The following is a 14854-nucleotide window of genomic DNA, read 5'->3' on the forward strand; positions in this document are numbered from 1 at the left end:
CCTATCTCCTAAATCGTCTCAATTAGTTCAAGCCACTGCTTGAGAATTTTATCTTTATTAAATTTATCCATATTGTCTTTTGCATGTTCTGAGAAAGACTGTCTCAAAACTTCATCTTCCATCAGTTCAAGCAATTTTTCACTCAACTTGTCTGTATCATAACACTCAACCAGATAGCCATTAACTCCCTCTTCAACAATCTCATTCGGTCCTGTCGGACAACTGAAGCTAACTATAGGAAGATTGTATTGTTGAGCTTCTAACAATACCAAGGGTAAACCTTCGTAACGAGAAGTCATGACATAAATTCCTTTATCTCCATAAATCAAATCCTGATTTTTTTCAAGTCCTTTTATGACTAACTTATCCTGTAAATTATTTTCGTTGATTAAATCTCTGATTTTATCTACTTCATCTTGTTCACCTGAACCGTAGATTTCCCAAGTCCAGTTAGATTTCTCATTTAAAACCTTCTTGGCAACTTGAACAAGATAATCATAGCCCTTTTGATAATCGAAGCGACCTACTGTTACAATTTTCACCGACTCATCGTTATAAGCTACATTGGAAAGACAATCTTCTTTCCAATTATAGATGTAATCAATTTTTTCCTCAAAAATACCATATTTTTTTATATAATTTCTACGATCTTCTTGTGTGAGAGTAATAATCTTGTCTGCAAATTTAGCACCAACATATCTCTGGACTTTTTTAACTTTAGTATCAATGTCAACTATTGAGTTTGTGTGGTCACAAGAAATAAATTTTGTTTTTAAACCAAGAGTACTTGCTACACCTACTGAATTCATACTCATTCCGATACCAAACACAATATCGATACCTTGCTTTGTCAAATAACTCCTTAGTAACTTAACAGCGGAAAGAAAATTCTTACTCATAGAAATTTTTTTAGGTGATAAATTTCTATATTTAACTGAGTCTTTTACTGGAAAAAAATTTGTTTCTGTAGAAATCATGGATAGTAAATGTACTTCATACATTTCTGATAATTCATTCGCAAGGCTCGTAGCTACTTTCAAGCCTCCATCTGTTCTATCAATACTCCATTTCACTAAAGCGATTTTTTTCATGTTTCAACTACTCCCATTCTTCGTTATCACCAAGAGATATTATCTTATAGTGATGTTGGTTTCGCTTATCTTCTGGAGGTAACTGCATATAATTCTCTCCATAAATTGCTTCCAAATATTCTTTATACTTACGAGGACAACTCAGATCAATCCCTTCAAACTCTAATGATACTGGCTCTCCAAAATAGTCTGAAGGTACGATTTCTCTAAGTTTATATGCTCCTGTATAGTTCCCTGCAAAAGCTTCCTTAAACGAATATTTTTTTAGCGTTTGTAAATATTTTTTCTGTGCCCAGTTAAAAGAAATAATCTTTTCAATATTAACAACGTTCGCAAAAGCAATAATCATTTTTTCAGTTAGTGGACGATTCTCTTTTTTTTGATTTACTAAACTATTAAACTGAGAGAGCTGGACCATCATTCTTGTGTACAAGTATCTAAAAGAATGGATTTTTTTCTCTAAATTATTTGACGGCATCCCATCCAGTGGAAAAACATCTATCCATAAACTTTCTACCAATTCTTCTTTACTATAATTCATGATAATCTTTGTTGAATCATCTCTAATCACAGAGAAAGCTTTTTTATAACCAGCAGTATCTTCGCTCAAAAATTTATAATTACTTGGTAACAGGTCTGGAGCTAGTTTTTTAAATTTTTCATAATCTTCTCTAGGCATACCGATATCGATATCGTCATCCCAAGGTATAAAACCTTTATGACGTACCGCTCCTAACAAGGTACCTCCTAGAGCATAGTAGCTAAGGTTATTTTCTTCACATATACTAATGAACTCTTTTAAGATAGATAAAATCTTATCTTGGATGATTTTTATATCCGACACACTTCCCCCCCTATATAAAAATAGCAAAACTCGATATACAACAGTCTTCTCCGGCTATACTCTTGTAAGTTCTTGCTAAATATTTCTTAGCATACTACTATATAATTTCTTCAAAAGAATTCCCCCCTAACTCTTCATCACTTTCATCAGAAAATTGGTAATCTGAGTAAATTAAACTACCTATCAAAATCCAAAAGATATTGTAATGGAGGTACAAATTTAGATCGTCTATCATAGACTGAAAACTCATCACAATTAAAATAAAAGCAATAATCCACTGATTTTTCTTGATAGCTTTAGAAAGTGTTAACGTTAATAGCGTTACCATTAAAACTAGAACGAGTAAACCAAATTTTTGTAGAACTTGAATATACAAATTATCAACATACAGATATGTCTGATAATTTCTAACTCCTTCAACGGTCAGACCATTGCCATTCCATTCAACTGGTTTCCCAAATAAACCAAAACCAAATAATTCCAGAGATTTATTAGCCAAGTATAATCTACCACCTAACGCCTGATTTAACTTGAAAAAGAAACCATTTACAAAATAATTGTTTGATCCGAGATAATTTATTGTAATCCAAAAGCTAATTATTGCATTAAAAATAAAGGTGAATTTGAAAATTTTAAACACATTCCCTAACTTAGACAATATATTAGGGAACCACTTTATTAGTATATTGAAGGCTAACAATATACAAGAATTGTAAAATGTTAAGCGAGAATCAGTTTGTCCATATACCCAATAAACAGACAAGGATAGTAATAACCACTGCCAATATCTTATGTTGTTTTTATTTATATAGAGTGTAGTAGCAACTACATTCATAAGTAAGATCGATGGAAGTAGGGCATATCTGAACCCTAGATAACTACGGACTCGAGTCCCAGAAATTTCTAAATAATTTGTAATAACTCCCATATTTGCGCTAAATATAACAAACAGTAACATCAGAACACTTACTACTAAGGAAGTTTTTGCTACACTTTTAAAAGGTATATCACGTAAAGCGTATATAAAAAATAGACTTATCGCAATATTTGAACTTAAAGTACTTATTTTCCCTATAATCAAATAAACTAAAACTGTAATAATTAAACCTATAATAGTTCTATAATCATAATCCTTTTTATATAACTCTTTTATAACTAACAAAGCGAGTGAAATGGCTATCAGCACCTTATAAGCAATTCTTGGTAGATGTTGAACATAAAAAGTAGCATCTAAAATTGAAACAAATAAAAATATCCCTAGAGCAGTAAGAGCTAAAATTTCTGGCAAAGACCTTTTTTGTACTACTATTTTCATCACTATTTTTATTCCTAACTAAAAACTCTGTCCATATTTTTTCCCAAAGAATTTTGCTTGTAGGAAAGATTTTCCTTTTTGAATCAAGTCAATTTTCTCCATATAGATAAACGGTATCTCTTTTACCCGCAAACCTTGTTTTGCCAACCAAACGTTGAACAAACGTTCACTGATACGACCAAATAATCTAGCATCAAAAGCAGAATAGTCTGTAATGTCTAATCTTCTATAGAGTTCATCGACAATCGGGAATAACCATTCACAATAGGCTGCTACATTTTCTTTAGACATGATAAACATATTGAACATATAGCCACTGCGTTGTTTCATGACCTGATCAAAAGCGACGATATAATCCGGTCTCAATTCACTCACAATCTGGCGTGTCACGTCTAAATGGTTGGCATCGTGAGTATGTGCATAGTGTGAGTATAGCGTTTCAATATAATATTTCCTTTTTTTAGGAACAACAACATCATATTTTGACAGCAAGTTTTTAACTTCTGACTTTGAAAGAATAATATCATCCATACTAATTGCTTCTCTATATGAGTGTCGTTTTGATGTGAAATATCTGCGGTAATGTACCAATCCAAGATAATCACATTCTAAATTTTTCCAAGCCCAATATAATCCTGTTAATTCACAATAATAAGGATTAAGGTGAGAAATATGAACTCCTTGATTATCTGGTTGATAACCTAAATCTTCCTTACCCTCACTACCAACTTGGATAGGGATATACAAGTCCTTATCCTCTGGCATTTGAAATTGTTTATGTGTCGCAACTATGATTCTATACGTTTTAGACATTTCTATATCCTAATTCAATTCCCTTCATCCATATCTAGCTCAACTACCTTTTAATCAAAATTGTAATCATTCTCTGTTGAAAAAATATCCAGTCAAAATAGATTTTCACTAAAACTATCTTGACCCAAAAAGATAAAATTGAATACCAAAGATATCCTTTTTGTATTCAATTTTATCTTTATATGTTCCACTTCATACTGACTCAGCTTAAATTCTCAATGAGCTCCGTCACCGGATAACACTCTTCTAATAGTCAAAAAGAAAATTTTGATGTCTAACCACAAAGACTGATTTCTAGGATAATATAATTCCATTTCACAACGTTCAGGATAATATACTCGACTCCTACCTGAAATTTGCCATATCCCCGTAATTCCAGGACGAACAGACAATAAAACTTCCTGCTCTTCCTCAGAATATTCATCTAGTTCATTTTCAAGAATTGGCCTTGGTCCAATAAGACTCATATCACCTAGTAACAAATTTATAAACTGAGGAACTTCATCAATACTTGTTCTTCTTATAAAATCTCCAATATTTGTAAGCCGTGGATCCTCGTTTGGTGGCAATTTATAGCTATTGTTTTTATATTTTTCATAAAGTTCCTTATTCGAGATCAGAATTTCTTCTGCATTTTCGACCATCGATCTAAACTTAATGATTTTAAATTTTTTCCCTCTGAGACCTACTCTATATTGTGTAAAAAATATACTTCCTTTATAACCTTTAATCTTGTAGATTGAAAAGATAGTTAGAGAACAGGGTAAAACGATAAATATTGTTCCACACAAACCGATAAATACATCCATAAATCTTTTAAAACAAAAATAGATTATATTATTTTGTTTCACCTAAACTCCCCTCCTTGTAATAACATCCTCAGAAAATTTTATAACTACAAGAGCCCCTATTTTCTCCCATAATTTCCGTAAGAACCATACTCACCGTAAGAACCATATTTCTCAGCTGAAGTATTGAATTTATTTAATACAACTCCCAAGAATGGTTTATTCGTTTGTTCCAATTGATCTTTAGCCTTCTGAACATCTTTTCTGTTCGCCTCTCCTGCCGCAGTAACTAAAACAGATGCATCACATTTTTGTGTGATAATAGCTGCGTCGATAACGATACCAATAGGTGCTGTATCAACAATAATATAATCAAAATATTTGCGAAGTGTATCAATCATAGTACTGAAGTTTTCACTTTGCAATAAAGCAGTTGGGTTGGGTGAGATAGACCCAGCTTGAACTACAAATAGATTTTCAACATTGGTATCACATAGACCATGAGATAGGTCTGTTGTTCCAGATAAAAACTCTGTCAATCCGGTAATTTTTTCACGTGACTTGAAGACACCTGACATGACAGAATTCCGAATATCAGCATCTACTAACAAGGTCTTATAACCTGCACGCGCGAAGGCCCAAGCAATGTTTGTAGAAGTCGTTGACTTTCCTTCACCCGGTTTAACTGAAGTGATAGAAATCACTTGTAAATTATTTCCACTCAATTGTATATTCGTACGCAAGGCATTATAGTATTCTTCCGCTTTTTTGGCCAGATCTAATTTTTTCTGTGCTATTTCTAATGTCGGCATATCTCTCTCCTATTTCAATTTATCCAAATTTGGAACAACTCCCAACAATGCGATTTGCATAACATCTTCAATATCCTCTGGACGTTTCACTCGTGTGTCAACCAGTTCAACGATCAGAACAACGATAACCGTAAAGACTGTTCCTCCAAGTAGACCTATAATTGTATTTCTACGAATATTTGGAGAAGATGGTGCTATAGCGGGACGAGCTTCTTCAAGTGTTGTGACATCAGAAACGCGTGTGATACTGATAATCTTTTCAGCAGCTACTTCTCTCAAGGAGTTAGCAATACGACTAGCTTCCTCAGGGACTCTATCATTAACTGAAATAGATACGATACGGGTATCGACTGGTACGGTTACCTTGACTTTACTAGCCAAATCTTTTGGTGATAGATCTAATTTCAAATTAGATGTCACCTTTTCCAAAACATCTTGAGATAAAATAATTTCACGATAGTCTTTAACCAAGTATGATCCAGCTTGCAAGTCTTGGTTTGTCAAACCAGGTTTATCCCCCTGATTACGGTTGACTACATAAATCCGTGTAGTACTAGTGAACTCCGGTTTAACGATAAAAGCACTATAGGCAAAAGCTAAAGCTCCAGCTACAATTGCTACTAATGCAATTAGAATTTTTCTTTTCCAAAGAATTTTAAATAGGTGAAATACATCGATTTCCATAGTATTTTGTTCTTTCATATTTTCTCCTAAATTATTTGATCCATTATAATTTTCCTAGGGTTCTCTACAAATAGCTCTTCCGCCTTGCCCCTACCATACTTTTTAGAAATAATCTGATAAGCCTCCTCCATATAAGGGGGTCTACTATCTAGGTTATGCATATCACTTGCAATGACATGAACCAGGTCTCTCTCCAAAAAATATTGGGCTCTCTTTTTCATGAATTTATAGGTTTCACCAAAGAGCTTAGGTTTTAGAACATGAGAACTATTTACTTGCGTATAGCATCCCATATCAATCAGTTCCTGAACACGTTTTTCATTGTTTTCCAGAGCATCATAACGTTCAATATGAGCAATCACCGGGGTAATCCCCAACATCAAAATATTGCTTAATCCTTTATGAATATCGCGATAGGGTGTATTCATACTAAATTCAATCAAAGCATAACGACTGTTATTGAGAGTAGGAATGCGCTTGTTTTCTAATTTTTCTAGAACATCTGGAGTATAGTATATCTCTGCTCCGTAAGCAATGACCAAATCATCTGCCACTTCTTTAGCAATCTCACGAACCTTTAAAAAATTCGTCGCTATTTTTTCTTCTGGAGTCTCAAACATCCCTTTTCGACGATGGGAAGTCGAAACAATCATCCGAACCCCTTGATTATACGCTTCTCTTAAAAGGGCTTTGCTATCTTCTATAGACTTTGGCCCGTCATCTACATCAAAGACAATGTGAGAATGGATATCAATCATATCATCTTCCCTCCATCACATCTTGTATCGCACTTTTAGCAGCTGCTAAACTACTGTCATCGATTTCCATCATATAGAGGTTACTATCTGGCATAGCATAAGAAGGAAGTCCCATTCGACCTGTACCTTTGAGGTCTTGAGAGTTGACTTTATAACTGCCACCACTCTCCAATTGAGTATTAACCAAATCCATCATCGTTTCGATAGGCATATTTGTTTGAAGGGAATCTTGCAAACCTTGAAGAATATCACTATAATTTTTCAATGCTTCGGTAGAAGTTAATTTCTGTATGATTGCGACGATCACCTTTTGTTGATTACGACCACGGTCACGATCCCCATCAGCTAAAGAATAGCGCTCACGCACAAAACCAAGAGCTTGCTCCGAGTCAAGATGAACGTTCCCTACAGGATAGAACTTCCCATTTGTATGAGCGGTAAACTCTTGATCATTATAGACATCAACTCCACCAAGGAGGTCAATCAATTTCAAGAACGAAGTGAAGTTTAGACGAACATAGTAATTAATATCAACTCCATAAAGATTTTCCAAAGTATGAATAGAGGAGTCAACTCCATAAATACCTGCATGAGTCAACTTATCTTTTTGATTATTCCCGCCGTCAGCAATCGGAACATAAGAATCTCGAGGGGTTGTTGTCAATAGAATTTTTTTTGAATCTTGATTAACAGTCATCAAAATGTTGACATCTGAACGAGAAACTGAACTAATTGGTCCGTAAGTGTCAATACCACTCACATAGACATTGAAGGATTTGTTCTTAGAAACTTTAGGAGCAGCTACTTCTTTGGTGATATTTTTAGTGTAGATTTTCCTAATTTTTGATGCGTAATCAGGGTATTCAGATTCTATAATATTTTCAAAGACGCTATTTAAGACAATCGCTTTTGCTTCACCTGATACCAAGCTCTTATAAGCTGCAAGGTATGAGGTGCTTTGTTCAACCGTCAATTCTTTGCTCTGACTAGTTTTGATATCAGCTATCAATTTTTGAATATTATCATTATCAGTATCCGTAGGTCCTGTAACACTATCTAATTGCGTGACATTATGAACGTCACTATCTTTCAGAACAACAACACTCATTGAGTATTCTGAGTAATTTGACGTAGAATTGATATGACTAGTAAAGCCGACAAATTGTTGCAGTGCAAAAAAAGAAACTGAACTCATTAAAATAGCTAGTGTTAAAAAGAAAATTGTAAACTTTTCTGCTTTTCTATAAATGATCAAAAGCAGACTCGCTAAAGCGACCAAAATCACTACAGCTGCCGTCATAACATTCAGGTATCTAAACGCCAATATATTATGTCTAAAAATCAAGAACAGCAAAAAACCACCCAATAATACATAAATGGTTAATAAAGCTATATTAATGCTCCGCTTAACTTTACCCGAACGGGCTCTTTTTGAACGTTTATTCATAGTTTTCCCCTATATGTTGATTATCAGAATTATTATATCACAATCATGAAATAATTTCCATTTATTCCTTTTTTTATCAGCGTTTTCAATATATCTTCTAAATGTACTCCGAAGGAATAATTGTTTTTTTATAACCTGTAAAGTATCTATCGTTTCCTATTTTGACATTCTCGTTTCATAGACAGAGGAATACGAATCAAAAATATAACAAACAAGGTCCCTTACGGAACCTCGCTCATCATTATTTAACATGATTTTCTGCTTCTTTTTGGGCTTTTTCGATTGCTTTTTTGCTTTCTTGCTCCCATTTGATTTTAGCTTCTTCATACTGTTTGGTTGTTACAGTATCTTTTTGCAGCTTCATGTACTTGTAGTTATTGCCGTCACCCTTGATGCCGACTAGTGAATAACCTCTTGTAAATGGCGTTACTTTGGTTACAGATGCTGTTCCACCGCTCGACATAGCTGACATAATCAGAGAATTGTCAATCATCCAAGCCTGTGCTTCAGCATATTTTTCATAGCGTTTGGCTACATCTTTATTTTCACTATCTGCATCTTTGAGCATCTTGGTGTAGGTATCAAGCCCCAAGCTAGCAATCTTAGCTTTATCTTCTTGAGCATCTAAACCAAAAATCTTGAGGTAGAACCCATCCTCAGCATTGAAAGGATTGAGATAAGTTGACGGATCTTGGTAGTCACCTACCCAACCATCAAAGTTCAAATCATAGTCACGATCAGCTGGTGTCGGTGCCAAGAAAGCTACATTATTAAAATCATCTGTTGAAAGTTGCTGAACATCAATGACAATGTTATCAGCACCTAAAACTGACTCAAGTGTCTGCTTAACAGAGTTCATACCTGTCACAGCGTTTTTACTTGTCTGATCAACTGCCACATCCAAGTGAATTGGGAAAGTCAAACCTTGACTTGCCAATTCTTTTTTAGCTTCCGCAAATTTTGCTTGGGCTTTTTCTTTGTTGAAATAGGCATCCTGAGCATCTGCCAAGTTCATACCTGACCATTCTGTGCCATAGTTAACCAATTTAGAAGCGACTACTTCTCCAAAGGTCTTGTCTCCAACTTGGACAAATGTTGGAGGCACTAGGGTGTTACGAAGAGTCTTGCTAGCTGCTTCTTCCCCATTTGACTGAGCAGAATAGGCTGCGCGGTCCAAGGCAAAGTTCACCGCTTGGCGGAAGTTTTTGTTCAAGACAGCTGTCTCAGTTGACTTCTTCTGCTCATCTGTCGTTTTAGCAGTGTGATTGTAGGCCTTACGGTTGACGTTGAAATTAAAATACCAAGAAGTCTTGTCTTGCAAGCTATAGACGATATTATCCTTATATTTCTCCTTGGTCTTGGCGAAGTTAGAACTATTTGGATAAACCCCAGCGATAGAATAAGCTCCACTTTCAAAGTTACGGATGGTCAATTCTTGGTCTGAACCATCAAAATAGGCCAATTTCACGTGTTCAATTGATACTTTGTCATGATCATAGTAATACGGATTTTTCACATACTCGATAGATGATTTTGATGTGAAATCTTTTAACAAATAAGGTCCGCTGTAGAGAATGCTATCTGGAGATAGGGTCCCAAAATCTTTCCCTTTTGAGTTTAAAAACTCTTCATTTACCGGGAAAAGAATACTATTGGTTGTTTTTGAATTCCAGTAAGGCTCTGGACGTGCCAAAGTATACTCAACAGTCTGGTCGTCAATAGCTTTCACCCCAACCTTAGAGAAATCAGAATCCGCTCCTGTAATATAATCATTCAAACCCTTGATCGAGTTTTGAATCAAGTCAATGGCCTGTGATTTATTGTCCACTGCATACTTGATACCTGTCACAAAATCTTGTGCTTTGACTGAGGCGTACTCTTCACCGTCAGCCGTGAACCATTTGGCATCTTTTCTCAGTTTGTAGGTATAAGTCAGACCGTCGCTTGAAACAGACCAGTCTTCTGCCAAAGACGGAACTAAGTTCCCGTGATTGTCATTTTCAAGCAAGCCATCAACTAGGTTGGTAATAATGGCTGTATTATCAGCGTAGTAGTCTAATAAATAGTTAAATGTAGTTGGATTTCCACTAAAGGTTGATGAGTAAGTTTTTGTATCTGAACCTGATTGTCCGCAAGCAGCTAAAAGCAAAGCAGCTGCAACAGTCAGGCCTGCACTAAGGATACGCTTTTTTGTAGTCATCTTCTTTCTCCTTTATGTTAGTTTTTATAACATAGGTTTATTTTACCAAAATAGTGGAAATTTGTAAAGTTAATTGAATTTCTAGAATGAAAGTTTATAAATCTTTGCCATAAAAAAACAAAGGATTTCTGCCTTTCATACAGTCCTCCCTTGTTTTTATACGATTTCGATTTTTAGATTTTTCTGTAAAAAATGTTTATAGTAATTCCACACAGAAAGCATCCCATGGAGCCAAGATTTGTTTTTCAAATGCTTCTTGAGCCGCGATGTTTTCAATCAAGACCGATTTGACGTTCCCTTCTACGGTCAAGTCTTGTTCTTCATTGGACAAATTAGCTACGACTAGGAATCGACGGTTGCCATCTTTACGGATATAGGCAAAAACCTTGTCAGCCGTATCAAGCAATTCAAAGTCAGCTCGAATTAGCCAACTATTCTCCTTACGGATTTGAACCAGTTTCTGATAAGTATAGAAAATAGAATCGGGATTTGCCAGCGCTTCTTGAACGTTGATTGCTTGATAGTTTGGATTCACTGCCAACCAAGGTTGACCTGTTGAGAAACCAGCATTTTTGCCCTCGTCCCATTGCATAGGGGTACGGGCATTGTCACGACCAATGACACGGATACTGTCCATGATTTCTTCCATCGGAACGCCTTTTTCAAGAGCTTCACGCGCATAGTTGAGGGATTCAATATCTTCTACTTGGTCCAGTGTTTCAAACGGATAGTTGGTCATCCCAATCTCCTCGCCTTGGTAGATATAAGGAGTTCCTCTCATGAGATGAAGCAAGATGGCAAAGGCTTTGGCAGATTTTTCGCGGTATTCTTGGTCATTTCCCCAGATAGAGACAATACGAGGGAGGTCATGATTGTTCCAGAAGAGGGAATTCCAACCATCCTCAACTCCTAATTCTGTCTGCCATTTGTTGAAAATCTCTTTTAACTTAGCGATATTCAACTCTTTTTGATAGTGCCATTTAGGCTGACCTTCCTGATACTGAAGACAGATATGCTCAAACTGGAAGACCATAGACAATTCTTGACCCTTTGGATCAGAGTAGAGCTTGGCAATCTCTGGCGTTGCCCCCCAAGTTTCTCCTACTGTTAAGAGATTCTTATCTCCAAAGGTCGCCTGATTCATCTCCTTGAGATAGGGATGGAGCATAGGACCATTATTGACTACCTTCTCGTCAGGAATTTTCCCAATCATGTCAATAACATCCATACGGAAGCCGCCAATGCCTTTATCAATCCAGAAGTTCATCATCTCATAAATTTTCTGACGAAGCTTTTCATTTTCCCAGTTGAGATCCGGCTGTTTCTTACTGAAAAAGTGAAGATAGTATTGACCTGACTTTTCATCGTATTCCCAAGCAGAACCACTAAAGATAGAATCTAGGTCGTTAGGTTCATCCCGCCAAATATAGTAGTCTCGTTCAGGGCTATCAGGATTTTCACAGGCCTCAACAAACCAAGCATGCTCATCTGAGGTATGATTGACCACTAAGTCCATGATGATACGAATATCACGCTTCTTAGCTTCCGCGATCAGTTGGTCCATATCCTCCATGGTTCCGAAAATAGCTGCAATCGCTTGATAATCAGCAATATCATAGCCATTATCATCCATAGGACTGTCATAAACTGGAGAAAGCCAAATCGCTGTAATTCCTAACTTGGCGAGATAGTCTAACTTACTGGTAATTCCTGGCAAATCGCCAATTCCATCTCCGTTGCTATCCATAAAGCTCTTAGGATAGACTTGATAGACTACGGCATTGTGCCACCATTTTTCTTGCATCTTCTTACCTCATTATTTTAATAATCTATAGTCTATGATAGCGCTTTTCAGAATTTTGTGCAAGCGTTTGCCTAATCTTTTTGATTCCTTTTTTAACTCCATAGTTTCCTAACTTCCAATTTTTTATTATAATAGAGGTCAGAGGTAAAAAAATGAAAAAACAAGCTTTTAGTTCTGAACAATATTTGAATTTACAACGCGACCATATTTTGGAGCGCATTAACCAATTTGACGGCAAGCTCTACTTGGAGTTTGGCGGCAAAATGTTAGAAGATTTCCACGCTGCTCGCGTTCTTCCTGGTTATGAGCCTGACAACAAAATCAAGCTCTTACAAGAATTGAAAGAGCAGGTTGAGGTTGTGATTGCTATTAATGCTAGCAATATCGAACATTCCAAAGCACGTGGTGACTTGGGCATTTCTTATGACCAAGAAGTTCTTCGTTTGATTGACAAATTCAATGAATTAGGGATTTTTGTTGGCTCCGTTGTCATCACACAGTACGCTGGCCAACCTGCTGCAGATGCCTTCCGTAACCAACTTGAGAAAAATGGTATCGATTCTTATCTTCATTATCCAATCAAAGGATATCCGACGGATATGGATCACATCATTTCGCCAGAAGGTATGGGGAAAAACGACTACATCAAAACCAGTCGCAACTTGATCGTCGTAACCGCTCCTGGACCTGGTTCTGGAAAATTGGCAACCTGTATGTCAAATATGTACCACGACCAAATCAATGGTATCAAGTCTGGCTACGCTAAGTTTGAAACCTTCCCAGTCTGGAATCTCCCCCTTCATCACCCAATCAACTTGGCCTACGAGGCTGCTACAGCAGACCTCGATGATGTCAACATGATTGACCCCTTCCATCTCCAAACCTATGGAGAAACCACTGTCAACTACAACCGTGATATCGAGATTTTCCCAGTGCTCAAGCGCATGTTAGAACGTATCCTCGGTGAATCTCCATACGCTTCACCGACAGACATGGGTGTCAACATGGTTGGTTTCGCTATTACAGATGATGAAGCTGCTGTCGAAGCTTCTAAACAAGAAATCATCCGCCGTTACTATCAAACTGTTCTTGATTTTAAAGCCGAAAAAGTCGGCGAAGCTGCTGTCAAGAAAATCGAGTTGCTTATGAATGACCTCGGCATCACACCTGTAGACCGTAAGGTTGCTGTCGTTGCGCGTCAAAAAGCAGAAGAAACTGGTGGACCAGCCCTAGCCCTTGAATTGCCAAGCGGAGAAATTGTCACTGGTAAGAACTCAGAGCTCTTTGGCCCTACAGCCGCTGCTCTTATCAACGCCATCAAGAAATCAGCTGACATTGCTAAAGAAGTAAAACTAATCGAGCCTGAAGTTGTTAAGCCAATCCAAGGTCTTAAAATCGATCATCTCGGTAGCCGCAATCCACGCCTTCATTCAAATGAAATCCTGATTGCACTTGCTATCACAGCTACGGAAAATCCTGACGCTGCTCGCGCTATGGAAGAACTCGGTAATCTCAAAGGAAGCGAAGCTCACTCAACCATCATCTTGACAGATGAAGACAAGAATGTCCTCCGTAAATTGGGTATCAATGTAACCTTTGACCCATACTACCAATACGACCGCTTGTATCGTAAATAAAGATTTCAACCTCTCCAGCCTCGGAGAGGTTTTCTCTCTGCCTCAAGAGCCGGCTTTATGTTATAATGAAATTAGAAAACTGAAAGGATTTACCATGCCAAAAGAAGTTATTGTTGAAAGTTTTGAACTTGACCACACCATTGTTAAGGCACCCTATGTTCGCTTGATTGGGGAGGAAAAAGGGCCAAAGGGAGATGTCATCTCCAATTATGATATTCGCTTAGTGCAACCCAATGAAGACTCTATCCCTACTGCTGGCCTTCACACTATCGAGCACCTCTTAGCCAAACTCATCCGTACCCGCATCGACGGCATGATTGACTGTTCACCATTTGGTTGCCGCACAGGCTTCCACATGATTATGTGGGGGCGCCACACCAGTGCTGAAATCGCATCTGTTATCAAGGATTCGCTCAAAGAAATCGCTGAAACTACTACTTGGGAAGACGTCCCTGGAACAACCATCGAATCTTGCGGTAACTACAAGGATCACAGCCTCTTTTCTGCTAAAGAATGGGCAAAACTCATCCTTGAACAAGGGATTTCAGATGATGCCTTTGAACGTCATGTCATCTAATAATAAAAAAGAAACCAGCTTTGTACTGACCCCAAAAAGTTAGACAAATAATTTAAGTAAAGGATTTAGTTCTGTATTGCACAG

General features: G+C 36.9%; 13 protein-coding genes. 2 read left to right on the forward strand and 11 right to left on the reverse strand.

Going from position 1 to position 14854, the window contains the following annotated elements; genetic code table 11:
• Positions 1–8: 8 nt before the first annotated feature.
• The 11 genes from ADH52_RS03365 to ADH52_RS03415 form a co-directional block, all read right to left on the reverse strand.
• Entirely contained in the window at positions 9–1091 is a 1083-nt protein-coding gene (locus tag ADH52_RS03365) for a glycosyltransferase family 4 protein (RefSeq protein ID WP_049493093.1), read from the reverse strand.
• A gap of 7 nt (positions 1092–1098) precedes the next feature.
• Positions 1099–1935: a LicD family protein gene (locus tag ADH52_RS03370; protein ID WP_049493095.1), complete on the reverse strand. Its 837-nt coding sequence runs from the start codon at positions 1933–1935 to the stop codon at positions 1099–1101.
• 97 nt (positions 1936–2032) lie between these two features.
• Complete coding sequence (locus ADH52_RS03375) at positions 2033–3250, reverse strand: hypothetical protein (RefSeq protein WP_049493098.1); 1218 nt, start codon at positions 3248–3250, stop codon at positions 2033–2035.
• A gap of 18 nt (positions 3251–3268) precedes the next feature.
• Positions 3269–4063, reverse strand: coding sequence for a DUF4422 domain-containing protein (locus tag ADH52_RS03380; protein ID WP_049493100.1), 795 nt, complete (start codon positions 4061–4063; stop codon positions 3269–3271).
• A gap of 215 nt (positions 4064–4278) precedes the next feature.
• The gene (locus tag ADH52_RS03385) at positions 4279–4872 is read right to left on the reverse strand and encodes a sugar transferase (RefSeq protein ID WP_125415637.1); all 594 of its coding nucleotides are present in this window, start codon (positions 4870–4872) and stop codon (positions 4279–4281) included.
• Between the two features lie 98 nt (positions 4873–4970).
• A complete protein-coding gene (locus tag ADH52_RS03390; RefSeq protein ID WP_049493106.1) occupies positions 4971–5663 on the reverse strand; it encodes a tyrosine-protein kinase in 693 nt (230 codons plus the stop codon).
• Positions 5664–5672: 9 nt separating this feature from the next.
• Entirely contained in the window at positions 5673–6365 is a 693-nt protein-coding gene (cpsC, locus tag ADH52_RS03395) for a capsular polysaccharide biosynthesis protein CpsC (protein ID WP_049493109.1), read from the reverse strand.
• Positions 6366–6373: 8 nt separating this feature from the next.
• A complete protein-coding gene (gene cps4B, locus ADH52_RS03400) occupies positions 6374–7105 on the reverse strand; it encodes a capsular polysaccharide biosynthesis protein Cps4B (RefSeq protein ID WP_049493112.1) in 732 nt (243 codons plus the stop codon).
• A gap of 1 nt (position 7106) precedes the next feature.
• The gene (locus ADH52_RS03405) at positions 7107–8552 is read right to left on the reverse strand and encodes an LCP family protein (protein ID WP_049510090.1); all 1446 of its coding nucleotides are present in this window, start codon (positions 8550–8552) and stop codon (positions 7107–7109) included.
• Between the two features lie 241 nt (positions 8553–8793).
• On the reverse strand, positions 8794–10752 hold the full coding sequence (locus ADH52_RS03410) for a peptide ABC transporter substrate-binding protein (RefSeq protein WP_049510092.1): 1959 nt from the start codon (positions 10750–10752) through the stop codon (positions 8794–8796).
• Between the two features lie 196 nt (positions 10753–10948).
• The gene (locus tag ADH52_RS03415) at positions 10949–12556 is read right to left on the reverse strand and encodes a glycoside hydrolase family 13 protein (RefSeq protein WP_049510094.1); all 1608 of its coding nucleotides are present in this window, start codon (positions 12554–12556) and stop codon (positions 10949–10951) included.
• Positions 12557–12708: 152 nt separating this feature from the next.
• Here ADH52_RS03415 and ADH52_RS03420 point away from each other — a divergent pair, with 152 nt between their 5' ends.
• Both ADH52_RS03420 and ADH52_RS03425 read left to right on the forward strand, forming a co-directional pair.
• Positions 12709–14193 (forward strand): DUF1846 domain-containing protein, encoded by a 1485-nt coding sequence (locus tag ADH52_RS03420; protein WP_049510096.1) that lies wholly within the window; start codon positions 12709–12711, stop codon positions 14191–14193.
• A 94-nt stretch (positions 14194–14287) separates the two neighbouring features.
• Positions 14288–14770: an S-ribosylhomocysteine lyase gene (locus ADH52_RS03425; protein WP_049510097.1), complete on the forward strand. Its 483-nt coding sequence runs from the start codon at positions 14288–14290 to the stop codon at positions 14768–14770.
• The last annotated feature ends 84 nt before the right edge of the window (positions 14771–14854 follow it).

It is taken from the genome of Streptococcus pseudopneumoniae, from assembly GCF_001072665.1.
Taxonomy (GTDB): domain Bacteria; phylum Bacillota; class Bacilli; order Lactobacillales; family Streptococcaceae; genus Streptococcus; species Streptococcus pseudopneumoniae_S.

Excerpts from the sequence above, each read along its gene's own strand:
- ADH52_RS03415 (WP_049510094.1), bottom strand. The coding sequence starts at position 12,556 with ATGCAAGAAAAATGGTGGCACAATGCCGTAGTCTATCAAGTCTATCCT.
- ADH52_RS03390 (WP_049493106.1), bottom strand. The coding sequence starts at position 5,663 with ATGCCGACATTAGAAATAGCACAGAAAAAATTAGATCTGGCCAAAAAA.
- ADH52_RS03405 (WP_049510090.1), bottom strand. The coding sequence starts at position 8,552 with ATGAATAAACGTTCAAAAAGAGCCCGTTCGGGTAAAGTTAAGCGGAGC.
- ADH52_RS03420 (WP_049510096.1), top strand. The coding sequence starts at position 12,709 with ATGAAAAAACAAGCTTTTAGTTCTGAACAATATTTGAATTTACAACGC.
- cpsC (WP_049493109.1), bottom strand. The coding sequence starts at position 6,365 with ATGAAAGAACAAAATACTATGGAAATCGATGTATTTCACCTATTTAAA.
- ADH52_RS03380 (WP_049493100.1), bottom strand. The coding sequence starts at position 4,063 with ATGTCTAAAACGTATAGAATCATAGTTGCGACACATAAACAATTTCAA.
- ADH52_RS03410 (WP_049510092.1), bottom strand. The coding sequence starts at position 10,752 with ATGACTACAAAAAAGCGTATCCTTAGTGCAGGCCTGACTGTTGCAGCT.
- ADH52_RS03425 (WP_049510097.1), top strand. The coding sequence starts at position 14,288 with ATGCCAAAAGAAGTTATTGTTGAAAGTTTTGAACTTGACCACACCATT.
- ADH52_RS03365 (WP_049493093.1), bottom strand. The coding sequence starts at position 1,091 with ATGAAAAAAATCGCTTTAGTGAAATGGAGTATTGATAGAACAGATGGA.
- ADH52_RS03375 (WP_049493098.1), bottom strand. The coding sequence starts at position 3,250 with ATGAAAATAGTAGTACAAAAAAGGTCTTTGCCAGAAATTTTAGCTCTT.
- ADH52_RS03385 (WP_125415637.1), bottom strand. The coding sequence starts at position 4,872 with ATGGATGTATTTATCGGTTTGTGTGGAACAATATTTATCGTTTTACCC.
- cps4B (WP_049493112.1), bottom strand. The coding sequence starts at position 7,105 with ATGATTGATATCCATTCTCACATTGTCTTTGATGTAGATGACGGGCCA.